The following is a 15,036-nucleotide window of genomic DNA, read 5'->3' on the forward strand; positions in this document are numbered from 1 at the left end:
CACTCCATGACGACGCGCGCCGCACTGCTCGTCCTCGCCGACGGCCGGTTCCCCGCCGGTGGCCACGCCCACTCGGGTGGCGCCGAACCGGCCGTCAAGGCAGGACACATCCGCAACGCCCAGGACCTGGCGGGCTTCTGCCTGGGCCGGCTCCACACCACCGGACTGACCTCGGCCGCACTCGCCGCGGCGGCGGCCCACGGCCTCGACCCGCTCGCACTCGACGAGGCCGCCGACGCCAGGACGCCCTCGCCCGCGCTGCGGGCCGTCGCACGCAAGCTCGGCCGCCAGCTGATGCGGGCGGCGCGGGCAACCTGGCCCAGCACCGAACTGGCCGCGCTCGCAGCAGCCCGGCCGCGTGGCGCCCACCAGCCCGTCGTCCTCGGCCTCACCGCCCGCGCCGCAGGCCTGGGGCCCGAGGACGCCGCACACTGCGCCGTGTACGAAGCAGTCAGCGGCCCGGCCACCGCGGTCGTCCGGCTGCTCTCCCTGGACCCCTTCGAGGCCACCGCCGTCCTCGCCCGCCTCGCGCCCGAACTCGACCGGGTCGCCGAACAGGCCACCGCGGCCGCGCTGGACGGCATCGACGCGCTGCCCGCCGCCTCCGCGCCGCTGCTCGACATCACCGCCGAAGCGCACGCGGCCTGGCCGGTCCGGCTGTTCGCGTCCTGAGAACTCCACACCTGCCACCACCAGGAGTCACCCCCATGCACCTCGACCACACCCACAGCGGCCCCGCGGCCGTCAGCGCCGACGCCGCACGCCCCGACGGCACCCGGCGCGCCCTGCGCATCGGCCTCGGCGGACCGGTCGGCTCCGGGAAGACCGCGACCGTCGCCGCCCTGTGCCGGGCCCTGCGCGACCGGCTGTCGATCGCCGTCGTCACCAACGACATCTACACCCGCGAGGACGCCGCCTTCCTCCTGCGCAACGCCGTGCTGCCGCCCGAGCGCATCCAGGCCGTCGAGACCGGCGCCTGCCCGCACACCGCCATCCGCGACGACATCTCCGCCAACCTCGAAGCCGTCGAGGACCTGGAGGACTCCGTGGGGCCGCTCGACCTGATCCTCGTCGAATCCGGCGGCGACAACCTCACCGCCACCTTCTCCAAGGGACTCGTCGACGCCCAGGTCTTCGTGATCGATGTGGCGGGGGGCGACGACATCCCGCGCAAGGGCGGCCCCGGGGTCACCACCGCCGACCTCCTCGTCATCAACAAGACGGATCTCGCCCCGTACGTCGGGTCCGATCTGGGCCGGATGGCCCGCGACGCCGCCGAGCAGCGCGGCGAACTCCCCGTCGTGTTCACCTCCCTGACCTCCGCCGAGGGCGTGGCGCCCGTCGCGGACTGGGTGCGGACGCAGCTCGCGGCCTGGACCGCATGAGCATCGAGGCCACCGCCCGCATCACCGCGGTCCCCGACGGGCGCGGTTCCACCGCGCTGCCCGTGCTGGAGAGCGCGGGACCGCTGGCCCTGCGCCGCACCAGATCACCGGAGCCCGGACGCGCCCGCGTCACCGTGGTCGGAGCGATGAGCGCGCCCCTCGGCGGCGACCGCCTCGCCATCGAGGCGCGGGCCGAGGACGGCGCACGGCTGGCGGTGGACTCCGCCGCGGCCACCGTGGCACTCCCCGGCGCCCGTCCGGACGCGGGCCGCGCCTCGTACGACCTGCGGCTGAGCGTGGGGGAGGGCGCGGAACTCCGCTGGCTCCCCGAGCAGCTCATCTCCGCGTACGGCAGCGAGCTCGACCAGAGCACCCGGGTCGAACTCGCCGCCACCGCACGTCTGGTGCTGCGCGAGGAACAGATCCTGGGACGGCACGGCGAGGTCACCGGCAGCCTCACCACCCGTCTGACGGTCCGCCGGGCCGGCCGCCCCTTGCTCGACCAACAGCTCGGGTACGGGCCCGGGGCACCCGGCGGATGGGACGGTGCGGCGGTCCTGGGGGGTCACCGGGCCGTGGGACAACTACTCGTCGTCCACCCCGGGTTCGAGGACGCCCTGCCTGAACCCCGGCTGCTGGGTCCCACTGCCGCGCTCGCCCCGCTGGCCGGTCCCGCCGTACTGGTGACAGCGCTCGCCGCCGACGCCCGGCTGCTGCGCGGTGTTCTGGACGAGGCGCTCGCCGGGCTGTTGGACGGACTCAAGGCCTTCCACGGGGCCTGAGTCCGCTCAGCGGGACGCGGTCACCGGTTATTGGTTCGGTAAAGAAACGTGCGTACGCCCTGTTCTCAGCAACCCCACAGACGAAAGGATCCGCTGGACATACGAACACCTGCGCCACCAGCGGCGCATCACACAGGGGGAGGTTCCACTTGAGACGCACAGCAGTGCTCGGCTCGGCCGGCACTCTGATCGCGGGCACGCTCATAGCGGGGGCGATAGCCGCACCGGCAGCCAGTGCCGACGGCCGTCACCACGGCGGTTCCGAGGCGCGCGGCGTCCAGGTCGCCGCGGCCCGTGCGGCGACAGCCGGTATCGACTGGGCGGACTGTCCGGCCGACTGGGCGATCGTCACACCCATCCAGTGCGGATGGGTGACCGTGCCGCTCGACTACGCCAGGCCGAACGGCAAGCAGATCAAGCTCGCCGTCGACCGGCACGTCAGCACGGGCACGAAAGAGGAGCGCCAGGGCGCGCTCCTCTACAACCCCGGTGGCCCCGGCGGCTCCGGTATGGCGTTCCCGAGGCGCATCGTCACCAAGAACCCGCTCTGGGTGAAGGCGGCGAAGGCATACGACTTCGTCGGCTTCGACCCGCGCGGTGTCGGCCACTCGGCGCCGATCTCCTGCATCGACCCGCAGGAGTTCGTGAAGGCCCCGAAGGCGGACCCCGTACCCGACAGCGAGGCCGACAAGCGCGCGCAGCGCAAGCTCGCCGCCGAGTACGCGGACGGCTGCGCCGAACGCAGCGGCGACATGCTGCCGCACATGACCACGCTCAACACCGCGCGCGACCTGGATGTCATCCGCGCCGCGCTCGGTGAGAAGAAGCTCAACTTCCTGGGCGTCTCCTACGGCACCTACCTGGGCGCGGTCTACGGCACGCTGTTCCCGGACCACGTGCGCCGCATGATCGTCGACAGCGTGGTCGATCCTTCGAAGGACAACATCTGGTACGAGGCCAACCTCAACCAGGACGTCGCCTTCCAGGTGCGCTGGGGGGACTGGAAGGCGTGGGTCGCCAAGAACGACGCCGTCTACCACATCGGCGACACGCCCGAGAAGGTCGAGCAGGCGTGGCTGAAGCTGCGCGCGGCGGCCAAGAAGGACCCGATCGGCGGCGTCGTCGGCCCCGCCGAGCTCATCGGGTTCTTCCAGGGTGCGCCGTACTACGACTCCGCCTGGGCACCCACCGCCCAGGTCTGGAGCGACTACCTGGGCGGCGACACCCAGGCGCTGATCGACGCCGCGGCCCCCGACCTGTCGGACACCAAGGGCAACGCCTCCTCGGAGAACAGCAACGCCGTGTACACGGCGGTCGAGTGCGCGGACGCCAAGTGGCCCACCAGCTGGTCGAAGTGGGACCGCGACAACACCAGGCTGCACAAGGACAACCCGTTCATGACCTGGGCGAACGCCTGGATGAACCTGCCCTGCGCGACCTGGCCGACGAAGCAGCAGACCCCGCTGGACGTCAGGACCGGCAAGGGCCTGCCGCCCGTGCTGATCGTGCAGTCCACGCGTGACGCCGCCACTCCGTACGAGGGCGCCGTCGACCTGCACAAGCGCTTCAAGGGCTCCCGCCTCATCACCGAGAAGGACGCCGGCTCGCACGGTGTCACCGGCCTGGTCAACCCCTGCATCAACGAGCGGGTGGACACCTACCTGCTCACCGGGAAGACCGACCCGCGTGATGTGACGTGCACCCCGCACGCCACACCGAAGCCGTGAGCGTCATCTGAAGTGAGCGAGCGGGCGGCCGGAGATCCAACCGGCCGCCCGTTCCGCCGACCGGGCTCAGGCCCCGCGGTCGTACTCCGCCAGCCAGGCGTCCTCCGCCGCGTAGTCGAAGAGGGTCTCGCCGTAGTTCCGCGCCATCTTCGGGAAGGCCTCCGTCCACTTCCGTCCGTGCAGTTCGGACGCGAGCCACTCGACGGTTGCCGGAAGCGAGTCCGCATAGTCCGTCACCGGCACATAGCCGAGATCGTGCCGGGCGGACGCCATGTCGTAGACGATGGGATGAGCGCTGGTCCACGGTGTCTCGCCGACGTGACCCTCGGGTGGGGCACCCGCCACCAGGACCGTTTCGGTCTTCCGGCCGAGCACGTCGTCGATGGCCGCGGCGATCTCGGAGACGGTCGGCGCCTGTGGATCCCCGGCGTTGAGCACCCGCGAAGCAGGCCGCAGAGCGGCGAGACGTATCAGCTCGGCGAGGTTGGACACATGGACCGGATGGAAGCGGGACATCCCGTCGTACGCGAGCACCCGCCGCGCGCGTCCGTCGAGCAGACGCTTGACGAAGTACAGCTCGCGCGGCGTGCGGCAGTACTCCCCGTGAATCGCACCCGCCCGCAGCAGTGTCACCGGAAGTTCGCCGCCGGCCGCGAGCAGCTCCTGCTCCAGCTGGATCTTCCGTGTCGCGTACGTCGTGTCCCCGGGGGCCACCGTGCGCTGTGTCTCCGGGATCGGCAGCGGATAGTGAGGAGCGCCGTCGGGCTCGCCCTGGGTGTCGAAGCCGCGTCCCCTGTCGTCCTCGTAGACCGCACCGCTGGATATGACGACGGCCGAACCGACCCGGCCGGTGAGCCCGGTCAGCTGCCGGGCGTGGGCGCCGTCGAACGCCACCATGTCGACCAGGACGTCGCAGCCGTTACCGAGCACGGCGGCCAGCGCCCCCTCGTCCTCACGGTCGAGGGACACGCTGCGGACGTCCGGCCCCCACGTGCTGTCCGGGCCGCCCCCGCGCGACCCCGCCGTCACGTCCCAGCCGTCCTCCGCCAGGGCCCGCACCGCGGCCCGGCCGACCTGCCCCGTCGCGCCCAGTACGAACGCTCGTCCTCTGCTCATACGGAAACGCTACGGGGCGCCACACCGCCGGGCCAGGGAGATCTGCCAGGAGCAGACTCCACGCTCAGCGTTGCCGCCGCGGGAACTTTCTGGACTGCTCCGCCTGCGCGGCCTTCACCTTGACCGCGTACTCGTCGACGTACTCCTGCCCGGACAGGCCGAGGATGGCGTACATGATCTCGTCGGTGACCGCGCGGATCGCCGCCTTCTGGTCCTCCAGCCCGGCGTAGCGGGAGAAGTCCAGGGGCTCGCCGAAGCGGATGGTGACCCGCTTGATCCGGGGCACGACCTTCCCGGGCGGCTGGATCTCGAACGTACCGACCATCGCGCACGGGACGACCGGGACGCCTGCCCTGATCGCCATCACGGCGACCCCGACCTTGCCCTTGTACAGACGCCCGTCGTGCGAGCGGGTGCCCTCCGGATAGATCCCCAGCAGCTCACCCTTGCTCAGCACCCCCAGCCCCTCGCGGATCGCTGCCTGACCGGCCTCCTTGCCCGACCGGTCCACCGGAATCTGCCCGATGCTGTGGAAGAAGGCCGCGGTGAGCTTGCCCTTGATGCCGGGGCCGGTGAAGTACTCGGCCTTCGCGAGGAACGTGATGCGCCGCTTGATGATCGCGGGCATCAGGAAATGGTCGGAGAACGACAGATGATTGCCCGCGACGATGGCCGCGCCCTCGGCAGGAATGTGCTCCAGTCCTTCGATACGGGGCCGGAACCCCAGCCGGAGCAGTGGTCCGAGCACGACATATTTCAGGACGTAATAGAACAAGATCTCTCCCACTCTGGATCGGGCTGGTGACCGTGTTCAGCCAGGTCACAGGAGACAACCTTGCACATCGCCGATCGGCGTGTGTGATCGCCCGCGGCCAGGCCCCACCGGTCATGTGCGGCACCAATCGGTTGCCCTGTAAGACACGGACGTAACTCAGGTGTCGCGGGTGGCCACCATCCCCAAGGTGGCCAGCCCCAGGACCACCCAGCCGAACCAGAGCCAGCCGTTGCTCCCCAGCGCCACCGTGTACGCCGTCACCGCAACCAGCGCCCCGACGGTAAGCACTCCCATGGTCTTCGTGGATCCGGACATGAGCGCACGCTCCTCATCGGCCGCACGGCCGTTGAAGCCATGGTCACCCCACAGGCGTGCCTGCCGCTACTGTCCGCGTGCCTGCAATGAGGCGAGATAGGCGTTGTACGCGTTCAGCTCGCGGTCGCCGTCGCGGTCGGCTGCCCGGTCCGCACGCTTTGCCGTCCGCTGCTCGGAGCGGTACCACTGGAAGACCAGCGCGATCAGGACCAGCACCGACGGGATCTCGCTGAACGCCCAGGCGATGCCGCCCGCCCAGTTCTGATCGCTCAGCGGATCGATGCCGAGGGACGCCGGAGGCGTCTTGTACGTCTCCACCATCGGCCCGCTCGCCATCATCAGGGCGATGCCGAAGAACGCGTGGAACGGCATGCCCGCGAAGAGCTCCAGCATCCGCATCACATAGCCGGGCCGGTGCGGCCCGGGGTCCACGCCCATGATCGGCCAGAAGAACACCAGGCCGACGCCGAGGAAGTGCACCATCATCGCCAGATGGCCGGTCCTCGACCCCATCAGGAAGTCGAAAAGCGGCGTGAAGTAGAGCCCGTACAGGCTGGCGATGAAGAGCGGGATCGTGAACACCGGATGCGTGACGATCTTCATGTAGCGGCTGTGCAGCAGCATGAGCAGCAGTTCACGCGGCCCGGTGCGGTCCCGCCCCGCGACCGGCAGCGCCCGCAGCGCCAGCGTCACCGGGGCGCCCAGCAGCAGGAGAATCGGCGACAGCATGCTGATCACCATGTGCTGCACCATGTGCACGCTGAACATGACCATGCCGTAGTCGTTGAGCTTGGTGCACATCACCAGGGCGATGGACAGCACGCCGACGACGAAGAAGACGATCCGGTTGACCGGCCAGCCGTCGCCGCGCCTGCGCAGCCGCAGCACCGCGTACCCGTAGAGGGCCAGTGCGGCGACGGAGCCGACGAGGAAGAACGGGTCCGCGGAGAATTCGAGCCCGCGTCCCAGCGTGAACGGCGGCAGATCCATGTTCATGCCGTGCCCGCTGTGATCCATCTGTTCACTCCCGCCGGGGCGTCCCCGATTCGTGCCGGTTGTCCGGTCCAGACTAGAACCGCCCCCGACCGCGGTTGCGGGCGGGGGCGGTTCGTGGACCTATGTGTCGGTCAGAGCACGCACTGGGCCTCGGCGTAGCGCTCGGCGGGGACCGTCTTCAGGGTCTCCACGGCCGCCGCCAGCGGGACCATCGTGATGTCCGTGCCGCGCAGTGCCGTCATCATGCCGAACTCGCCGCGGTGAGCGGCCTCCACCGCGTGCCAGCCGAAGCGGGTGGCGAGGACACGGTCGTACGCGGTCGGGGTGCCGCCGCGCTGGACGTGGCCGAGGATCACCGGGCGGGCCTCCTTCTCGAGGCGCTGCTCCAGCTCGATGGAGAGCTGCGTCGCCACACCGGCGAAACGCTCGTGGCCGTAGATGTCCTTGGTGCCCTGGTTGAACTCCATGGAACCCGCGCGCGGCTTCGCACCCTCGGCGACGACGACGATCGCGAACTTCTTGCCGGCGGAGAAACGCTGCCCGACGAGCGCGGTCAGCTCGTCGATGTCGAAGGGCCGCTCGGGGACCACGATGGCGTGCGCGCCGGCAGCCATGCCGGAGTGCAGCGCGATCCAGCCGGTGTGCCGTCCCATGACCTCGACGATGAGCACCCGCTGGTGCGACTCGGCCGTGGTCTTCAGCCGGTCGAGAGCCTCGGTCGCGACGCCGACAGCCGTGTCGAAACCGAAGGTCACATCGGTGGAGGCGATGTCGTTGTCGATGGTCTTCGGCACACCGACGATGGGCAGCCCCGCCTCGGAGAGCAGGTTGGCCGCCTTCAGCGTGCCCTCGCCGCCGATCGGGATGATCGCGTCGAGGCCGAGGTCGGCGACATGGCCCTTGGCCCGCTCCACCCCGTCACGCAGGTGGGCCGGCTGCACCCTGGAGGAGCCGAGGATCGTGCCGCCGCGGGCGAGGATACCGCCGACCGCATCGAGGTCGAGCTTGCGGTAATCGCACTCGAGGAGGCCCTTCCAGCCGTCGTGGAAGCCAATGACCTCGTCGCCGTGATCTACCACCGCGCGGTGCACGACGGAACGGATGACGGCGTTCAGGCCGGGGCAGTCGCCGCCGGAGGTGAGCACACCAATTCGCATTGCCCGGGAAACCTTTGCAACGTGGGCCGACGACCGGACCACGTCGTCCGGTTGGATCCCCGCCACCCTACCGGCGCAAGGTGGCCGGACCGAACCCACCGTCCGCCTGCTGGACGTCCACCGGCCGTACACGAAACCCCACAGCTACGGGCAGCCTGTCAACAGGGCGTGCCCGTAGGGGAGACCGTGACGGCCGGGAGGAAGTCAGGCAGGCTGCGTCGCCGCGGCGATCCGCTCGGAGCGGAGTGCCTCGTACCAGCGGTCGTCGCACGGCGGCAGCGCGTTCACATCGAGGGCCAGCTTCAGCAGGTGGTCCGCGATCAGCGGATTGCGTGCCAGCACGGGGCCGTGCATGTACGTGCCGAAGACCGTGTCGTTGTACGCGCCCTCGGTGCCGTCGCCCGTGCCGTTGCCCCGCCCGATCCGGGTGCGGGCGAACGGCCGGGCCGTCGGGCCGAGGTGGGTGATGCCCTGGTGGTTCTCGAATCCGGTCAGCGGCGGGAGCCCCAGGTTCGGATCGATGTCACCGAGCACGTCGCCGACGCACCGGGCGCCCTCGCCGCGCGTGGAGACCACATCGAGCAGCCCGAGGCCGGGCTCGCGCTCGCCGAGGTCGTTGATGAACTCGTGACCGAGGATCTGGTAGCCCGCGCAGACCGAGAAGATGATCGCGCCGTTGGACGCGGCCCTGCTCAGCCCGCCGTCACGGCGCAGCCGCTCCGCGGCAAGACGCTGCGGACGGTCCTCACCGCCACCGATCAGATAGATGTCGCCCGAGGTGGGGATGGGCTGGTCGCTGCGCACGTCGACACGCGACACGTCGAGACCGCGCTGCCGTGCCCGGCGCTCCACCACGAGGGCGTTGCCCTGATCGCCGTAGGTGCTGAGGAGGTCGGGGTACACCCACACCAGCCGCAGGCCGTTGTTGCTCATGCTTCGTCCTCTCCGGGGGTGGCCGGCGCCGGGGTCAGTTGCCGACACGACGGCGCAGGTCCTGGAAGGCGGTGTAGTTGGCGATGACTTCGATGCGGCCGGGAGGAGCCATCTGGACGGCCTCGTCCAGGGTCTCGCAGACACGGAAGTCCAGTCCGGCAACCTCGAGCCGCACCGCGAGGTCCAGCTTGCGGTCACCGAGCACGAAGATCGGGTGCCCGTACAGCTGGGTGTAGTCGACGTCCCACAGCCAGGAGGTGTCCGTACCGTCCGCGCCTCGGGCGTTCACGGAGAGGATCACCGGGGTGGGCGGGGGGTCGATCAGGGAGAACGTCTCGAGCCAGCCCGCCGGGTTCTTCGCCAGCAGGAGCCGCAGCTCGCGGCCGAGGAAGGTCACGACGTCGTAGCGGCCCGCGACAGCCTGCACCTGGTACATCCGCTCCAGGGCGACCTGCGGCGGCACACCGAAGACCGCGGCGACCGCGGCCGAACTGGTGGCGTTCGCCTTGTTGGCCCGGCCCGGCAGCTGGAGGTGGATCGGCCACGCGGACCCGTGCGGGTCCAGGACGTAGTCGCCGTTGAGCGCCCAGCTGGGGGCGGGACGGCGGAAGCCGCACTCGCCGCAGAACCAGTCGTCGCCGGGGCGCTGCATCACACCGCCGCAGGACGGGCAGGACCAGGCGTCGTCCTTCCACGCCTGTCCGGCCGCGACCCACACCACGTTGGGGGAGGAGGACGCCGCCCAGACGATCAGCGGGTCGTCCGCGTTGGCGACGATCACGGCCTTCGAGCCGGAGAGGCCCTCACGCCACTTCTCGGCCAGCATCCGGGTCTCCGCGGCGCGGTCCAGCTGGTCGCGGGAGAGGTTGAGCAGCGCGATCACCTTCGGCGTCGTATCGCGTGCGACGCCGGCGAGATACTTCTCGTCGACCTCGATCACGCCGTACTTCGCGTCCGATCCGCCGGCCAGCGCGGAGGTGATTCCCGCGGGCATGTTGGCGCCGAGCGCGTTCGACACGACGGGCCCAGCGGCCCGGAGTGCCTCGGCGATCAGCCGGGTGGTGGTCGTCTTGCCGTTCGTCGCGGACACGAGGATCACGTCCAAGTGCTGCGCCAGCCGCCCCAGCAGGTCGGGGTCGAGCTTGAGCGCCACCCGGCCGCCGATCACCGATCCGCTGCCGCGCCCCGCAGCGCGCGACACCGCCGCCGCGGCCTTGCCCGCCGTCACGGCGAGCTTGGCCCGCGGCGACAACGGCTCCGTGTTGCCTGCCATCGTCCTAGATCCTCCTTGCATCAGTCCGCGCCCAGCCTATCGATGTCCGGCGCGTCGACCGCACCTCGGCACCACCGGGAACGTGGAGGTCACGTGGAACGTACGCTTCTCCCCATGCGAAACCGCCCGATCCCCGGCAGTTCCGGACTCGTTCGTGCCTTGAGACTGCTCGGCGACCCGGTGCTCCACAGTCCGTGCGAGGAAGTCACCGACTTCGGGCCCTCGCTCGCCCGGCTGGTCGAGGACATGTTCGCCACCATGTACGCGGCGCAGGGGGTCGGGCTCGCCGCGAACCAGATCGGCGTCCCGTTGAAGGTGTTCGTCTACGACTGCCCGGACGACGACGAAGTCCGGCATCTGGGACATCTCGTCAATCCGGTACTCGTCGAGGCGGACGGCATCACCGTACGCGGACCGGAGGGGTGCCTTTCACTTCCCGGCCTCGAAGCAGGTACCCAGCGCTTCGACCATGCGGTGGTCGAGGGCAGGTCCATGACGGGCGAGGCGGTGCGGATCGCCGGCACCGGCTGGTTCGCCCGCTGTCTTCAGCACGAGTGCGACCACCTGGACGGCCGGGTCTACACCGACCGGCTGACCGGACTGCGCCGCGCCAGGGCGCTGCGCGCGGCCCGGCGGGCGCCGTGGGGGCGTACGGACTGACTCCGGAGGCGGGAGGCGGTTCAGAAGCCCTGGCCGCCCGGCAGGTCGCCGGCCTCGGCCAGCCTGCCCCAGAGCAGGTCGGCGAGGCTGTGTACCAGCTGTTCGCGCGAGCAGGGGCGGTCGCCGAGCCACCAGTCGCCGGCCGCGTGCATCATGCCGACGATGCCGTGGCCCCAGATGCGGGCCATCTGTTCGCTGTCCGGGCCGAGGTCGACCCGTTCGGCGATCACCTTGCCGAGCTCCTCGCCGAGGCGGCGCAGCAGCGGGGCGGAGTGCCGGCCCACGTCGAAGCCCTGCTCCGGGGAGGGTGCCGCGTCGTCGGACGGGTGCATGAGGAAGCGGTAGACCTGGGGGCGGGCCTCGATCGCCGCGAGATAGGTGTCCAGGGTCGCCTCGACCCGTTCGCGCCGCTCGGAGGGGGCGTCGAGCGCGGCCCGCAGGGCGCTCAGCAATGCGTCCGTGTGGCGCTTGCCGAGGGCGCGGTAGAGGCCGCCCTTGTCGCCGAAGTGACGGTAGAGGATGGGCTTGGTGATCCCGGCCTCCGCTGCGATCGCGTTCATCGACGCCTTGGGCCCGTCCCTGAGCACCACTCGGTCCGCCGCTTCGAGCAGCTCCCGGCGGCGGCGCTCGGCCGCCGTCCGCTGTCGCTCGGCCCCTCGTGTGGTCTCCATGTCGTATCTCCCCGCCCCGGCCAGCTGTCCTGCGATCTCTTGACGCCCGGGCAACGTAACACCATGCCCTGACGCGTGCGGATCCGCGTGTGACCGGTTGACAGTGGCTACTTGCTGGTAACAGACTGTTGTTACCGCGAGTAACGCATGTTTTTTATTTTACGGAAGCGCATGGAGGGAACATGGCCGAGTTCACGCTCGATCTCAACGACGACCAGAAGCAGGTCCGTGACTGGCTTCACGGCTTCGCCGCGGATGTGATCCGCCCGGCCGCTTCGGAGTGGGACGAGCGTGAGGAAACGCCCTGGCCCGTCATCCAGGAGGCGGCCAAGGTAGGCATCTACTCCCTCGACTTCTACGCCCAGCAGTTCTTCGACCCTACGGGTCTCGGCATCCCCGTGGCTATGGAGGAGCTCTTCTGGGGTGACGCGGGCATCGCCCTGTCGATCGTCGGCACGGGCCTGGCGGCCGTCGGCGTCCTCGCCAACGGCACCGAGGAGCAGATCGGCACCTGGATCCCGCAGATGTACGGCGACGCGAACGATGTGAAGGTCGCCGCCTTCTGCTCCTCCGAGCCGGACGCCGGCTCCGACGTCGGCTCGATGCGTACCCGCGCGGTGTACGACGAGGCCAAGGACGAGTGGATCCTCAACGGCACCAAGACCTGGGCGACCAACGGCGGTATCGCCAACGTCCACGTCGTCGTCGCGGTCGTCGACCCGGAGCTGGGCTCGAAGGGCCACGCCTCGTTCATCGTCCCGCCCGCCACCCCCGGCCTCTCCCAGGGGCAGAAGTTCAAGAAGCACGGCATCCGCGCCTCGCACACCGCCGAAGTGGTCCTCGAGGACGCCCGTGTCCCCGGGCACTGCCTGCTCGGCGGCAAGGAGAAGCTCGACGAGCGCCTCGCCCGGGCCCGTGAGCGTGCCAAGTCCGGCGGGGAGCGCGTCAAGAACGCCGCGATGGCCACCTTCGAGGCGTCCCGCCCGGCCGTCGGCGCCATGGCGGTCGGCACCGCCCGCGCCGCGTACGAGGTCGCCCTCGACTACGCGAAGACCCGGACCCAGTTCGGCCGCCCCATCATCGACAACCAGGGCATCGCCTTCCAGCTGGCGGACATGCGTACGCAGATCGACGCCGCCCGGCTGCTGGTCTGGCGCGCCTCCTGGATGGCGAGCGCCGGCAAGCCGTTCACCTCTGCGGAGGGCTCGATGTCGAAGCTCTACGCGAGCGAGACGGCGAAGTCGGTGACCGCCCAGGCCGTCCAGATCCTCGGTGGCAACGGCTTCACCCGTGAGTACCCGGTGGAGCGCATGCACCGTGACGCCGCGATCTACACCATCTTCGAGGGCACGAGCGAGATCCAGCGCCTGGTGATCGCCCGCACCCTGTCGGGGATGCCGATCCGCTAGCGCCGATCCTCGACGTACCGCGGGGCCGGACCGGGCAACGGTCCGGCCCCGCGAGCCGTTCTACTTCTGCGGCAGGTTCGCCTCGATCGCCGCGATGACCTCGGGCGCATCCGGCTCGGTACGGGGGCGGATCCGGGCAACCGGCTCACCGGCCGGGGAGATCAGGAACTTCTCGAAGTTCCACTGGACGTCACCGGCCGCGCCCTCGGCGTCCGTGAGCTTCGTGAGCTCCGTGTAGAGCGGGTGCCGGTCCTCGCCGTTGACATCGATCTTCGCCAGGAGCGGGAAGCTGACCCCGTACGTCGTCGAGCAGAACGTCTGGATCTCCTCCGCCGTACCCGGCTCCTGGCCCGCGAACTGGTTGCAGGGCACGCCGAGGACGGTGAATCCGCGGTCGCCGTACTCCTTCTGGAGCCGCTCCAGGCCGGCGTACTGCGGGGTGAGCCCGCACTTGGAAGCGACGTTCACCAGCAGGACCGCGGAGCCCTCGTAGGCCCCCAGCGTGGTCGGCTCGCCGGTGAGGGTGCTCAGCGGGATGTCGTGCAGGGTCATGGGATATCTCCTCGATAGCGTGGCGTCGCTGTTCATTGTGACTCCAGGGGATCCGCGGGGCCGACCGCCTTGTAGTAGAAGGTGGTCGCCCGCAGGGCGCCGGCGGGGTCCTGCGCGTACCGGGGGATCGACCCGCACTCCGTCCAGCCCGCCGAGCGGTAGAGCCGTTCGGCGGGACTGCCGGTCTCGGTGTCGAGGACGAGCAGGGAGAGCCCCTCGGCGGCGGCCGACCGCTCGACCGCCTCGAGCAGGGCGCGGCCGACCCCGCGGCCGCGGGAGGAGGGCCGCACCATCAGCTTGGCGACCTCCGCGCGGTGCCCGGCATTGGGCAGCGCCGGCTTGACCAGCCCGATGGTGCCGGCCACCCGTTCGCCGTCACGGGCGATCCATACCTCATGGCAGCCCGTCTGGACGGAGGCCGCCCGCTCCCGCCACCAGGTGGCGGCAGCCCCCCGGTCCAGCGGTGCCAGGAAGCCCACCGAGGATCCGCCCTCCACGGTCTCGACCAGTAGGGCAGCCAACTCGTCGGCGTACGTGACCAGTTCGGGGCCGGACACGGAGACGATCTCGGTCATGGAACAAGTCCTTTCACATTCACGGCAGGACGATCATCAGGGCATAGCGGACCCGGTCGGGGCCGGGGCAGTGGAACTGCGAGGGGCCGTGCAGGCGGAAGCGCAGGCAGTCGCCGGGGCCGACGGTGTGCACCGTGCCTGCGACGGTGATCTCGACCGTGCCCTCGATCACCCAGATGTGCTGCTCCACGCCGGGCAGGGGCGGATTCTCGTACGTGACGACGGAGCCCGCGGCGAGCGTGCCCTCGATGACCTCGGCACGCAGCCCGGCGTGCGGAGGCGACACGGAACGGCGCACGAATCCGGCCCGCTCGTCCCGCCACACCGGCTGCTGTGCCGCGGGCACGAGCGCTGGCGGCTCCGCCTCCACTTCCATCAGCAGCCGCGACATGGTCCGCTCGTACACCGTGCACAACTGCCCGAGCACGGCGGTGGTGGGACTCAGCTCGCCGCGCTCCAGCCGCGACAGCGTCGAGCGGCTCACGCCGGCGCGGCGGGACAGCTCGTCCAGCGACCAGCCGCGTTCGGTACGGAGCAGGCCCAGCCGGGCCGCGAGCCGGGCGTCGGCAGACTCCGGCGCACCCTGTTCTCTCATATCTGGGATTGTATCCCTGAGTGGAGATGCGCATCAGGGGGCGTCTACGTGCCGATCGGGTGATGGCGTGTCAGTCTGATAAGGAGGACATAAGCCACATACGCGGCGCACCCGC

General features: G+C 70.3%; 17 protein-coding genes. 6 read left to right on the forward strand and 11 right to left on the reverse strand.

Translation table 11 applies throughout. The annotated features are described in order from the left end of the window. The first annotated feature begins 6 nt into the window (after positions 1-6). The 4 genes from OG257_RS33215 (at position 7) to OG257_RS33230 (ending at position 3,894) form a co-directional block, all read left to right on the forward strand. Positions 7-672: an urease accessory protein UreF gene (locus OG257_RS33215; protein ID WP_329213454.1), complete on the forward strand. Its 666-nt coding sequence runs from the start codon at positions 7-9 to the stop codon at positions 670-672. 35 nt (positions 673-707) lie between these two features. Further along, positions 708-1,385: an urease accessory protein UreG gene (gene ureG / locus OG257_RS33220; protein WP_329213456.1), complete on the forward strand. Its 678-nt coding sequence runs from the start codon at positions 708-710 to the stop codon at positions 1,383-1,385. Further along, entirely contained in the window at positions 1,382-2,167 is a 786-nt protein-coding gene (locus OG257_RS33225) for an urease accessory protein UreD (RefSeq protein ID WP_329213458.1), read from the forward strand. The genes ureG and OG257_RS33225 overlap by 4 nt, the downstream gene beginning before the upstream one ends. 149 nt (positions 2,168-2,316) lie before the next feature. Beyond that, positions 2,317-3,894, forward strand: a complete 1,578-nt coding sequence (locus tag OG257_RS33230) for an alpha/beta hydrolase (RefSeq protein WP_329213460.1) — start codon at positions 2,317-2,319, stop codon at positions 3,892-3,894. Between the two features lie 66 nt (positions 3,895-3,960). On the opposite strand, the gene OG257_RS33235 is transcribed toward OG257_RS33230, so the two are convergent. From OG257_RS33235 to OG257_RS33265, 7 genes are all read right to left on the reverse strand, one after another. After that, the gene (locus OG257_RS33235; protein ID WP_329213461.1) at positions 3,961-5,010 is read right to left on the reverse strand and encodes an NAD-dependent epimerase/dehydratase family protein; all 1,050 of its coding nucleotides are present in this window, start codon (positions 5,008-5,010) and stop codon (positions 3,961-3,963) included. A 64-nt stretch (positions 5,011-5,074) separates the two neighbouring features. Beyond that, on the reverse strand, positions 5,075-5,785 hold the full coding sequence (locus OG257_RS33240; RefSeq protein WP_329213463.1) for a lysophospholipid acyltransferase family protein: 711 nt from the start codon (positions 5,783-5,785) through the stop codon (positions 5,075-5,077). A 156-nt stretch (positions 5,786-5,941) separates the two neighbouring features. Beyond that, positions 5,942-6,100: a hypothetical protein gene (locus tag OG257_RS33245; RefSeq protein WP_329213465.1), complete on the reverse strand. Its 159-nt coding sequence runs from the start codon at positions 6,098-6,100 to the stop codon at positions 5,942-5,944. 66 nt (positions 6,101-6,166) lie between these two features. Further along, positions 6,167-7,117 (reverse strand): cytochrome c oxidase assembly protein, encoded by a 951-nt coding sequence (locus tag OG257_RS33250; RefSeq protein WP_329213467.1) that lies wholly within the window; start codon positions 7,115-7,117, stop codon positions 6,167-6,169. Positions 7,118-7,227: 110 nt separating this feature from the next. Continuing rightward, positions 7,228-8,253 (reverse strand): 6-phosphofructokinase, encoded by a 1,026-nt coding sequence (locus OG257_RS33255; RefSeq protein ID WP_329213469.1) that lies wholly within the window; start codon positions 8,251-8,253, stop codon positions 7,228-7,230. 204 nt (positions 8,254-8,457) lie between these two features. Continuing rightward, entirely contained in the window at positions 8,458-9,186 is a 729-nt protein-coding gene (locus OG257_RS33260; protein WP_329213471.1) for a type 1 glutamine amidotransferase, read from the reverse strand. Between the two features lie 34 nt (positions 9,187-9,220). Next, positions 9,221-10,459 carry a Mur ligase family protein gene (locus OG257_RS33265; protein ID WP_329213472.1) on the reverse strand — a complete coding sequence of 413 codons (1,239 nt, stop codon included), beginning with the start codon at positions 10,457-10,459 and terminating at the stop codon, positions 9,221-9,223. Positions 10,460-10,573: 114 nt separating this feature from the next. Here OG257_RS33265 and def point away from each other — a divergent pair, with 114 nt between their 5' ends. Beyond that, complete coding sequence (gene def / locus OG257_RS33270) at positions 10,574-11,119, forward strand: peptide deformylase (protein WP_329213474.1); 546 nt, start codon at positions 10,574-10,576, stop codon at positions 11,117-11,119. A 20-nt stretch (positions 11,120-11,139) separates the two neighbouring features. On the opposite strand, the gene OG257_RS33275 is transcribed toward def, so the two are convergent. After that, positions 11,140-11,790, reverse strand: coding sequence for a TetR family transcriptional regulator (locus OG257_RS33275; protein WP_329213476.1), 651 nt, complete (start codon positions 11,788-11,790; stop codon positions 11,140-11,142). 182 nt (positions 11,791-11,972) lie between these two features. Between OG257_RS33275 and OG257_RS33280 the strand changes: the two genes are divergently transcribed. Then, positions 11,973-13,199 (forward strand): acyl-CoA dehydrogenase family protein, encoded by a 1,227-nt coding sequence (locus OG257_RS33280; RefSeq protein WP_329213478.1) that lies wholly within the window; start codon positions 11,973-11,975, stop codon positions 13,197-13,199. 60 nt (positions 13,200-13,259) lie between these two features. On the opposite strand, the gene OG257_RS33285 is transcribed toward OG257_RS33280, so the two are convergent. Genes OG257_RS33285 through OG257_RS33295 form a run of 3 tightly spaced genes read right to left on the reverse strand, consistent with a single transcriptional unit; the run spans position 13,260 to position 14,921 of the window. Then, positions 13,260-13,751 carry a glutathione peroxidase gene (locus OG257_RS33285; RefSeq protein WP_329213480.1) on the reverse strand — a complete coding sequence of 164 codons (492 nt, stop codon included), beginning with the start codon at positions 13,749-13,751 and terminating at the stop codon, positions 13,260-13,262. 32 nt (positions 13,752-13,783) lie between these two features. Then, positions 13,784-14,326 (reverse strand): GNAT family N-acetyltransferase, encoded by a 543-nt coding sequence (locus OG257_RS33290; protein WP_329213482.1) that lies wholly within the window; start codon positions 14,324-14,326, stop codon positions 13,784-13,786. A gap of 19 nt (positions 14,327-14,345) precedes the next feature. Next, positions 14,346-14,921 carry a helix-turn-helix domain-containing protein gene (locus OG257_RS33295; protein WP_329213484.1) on the reverse strand — a complete coding sequence of 192 codons (576 nt, stop codon included), beginning with the start codon at positions 14,919-14,921 and terminating at the stop codon, positions 14,346-14,348. Between the last annotated feature and the right edge of the window lie 115 nt (positions 14,922-15,036).

The organism is Streptomyces sp. NBC_00683 (assembly GCF_036226745.1).
Classification (GTDB): domain Bacteria; phylum Actinomycetota; class Actinomycetes; order Streptomycetales; family Streptomycetaceae; genus Streptomyces.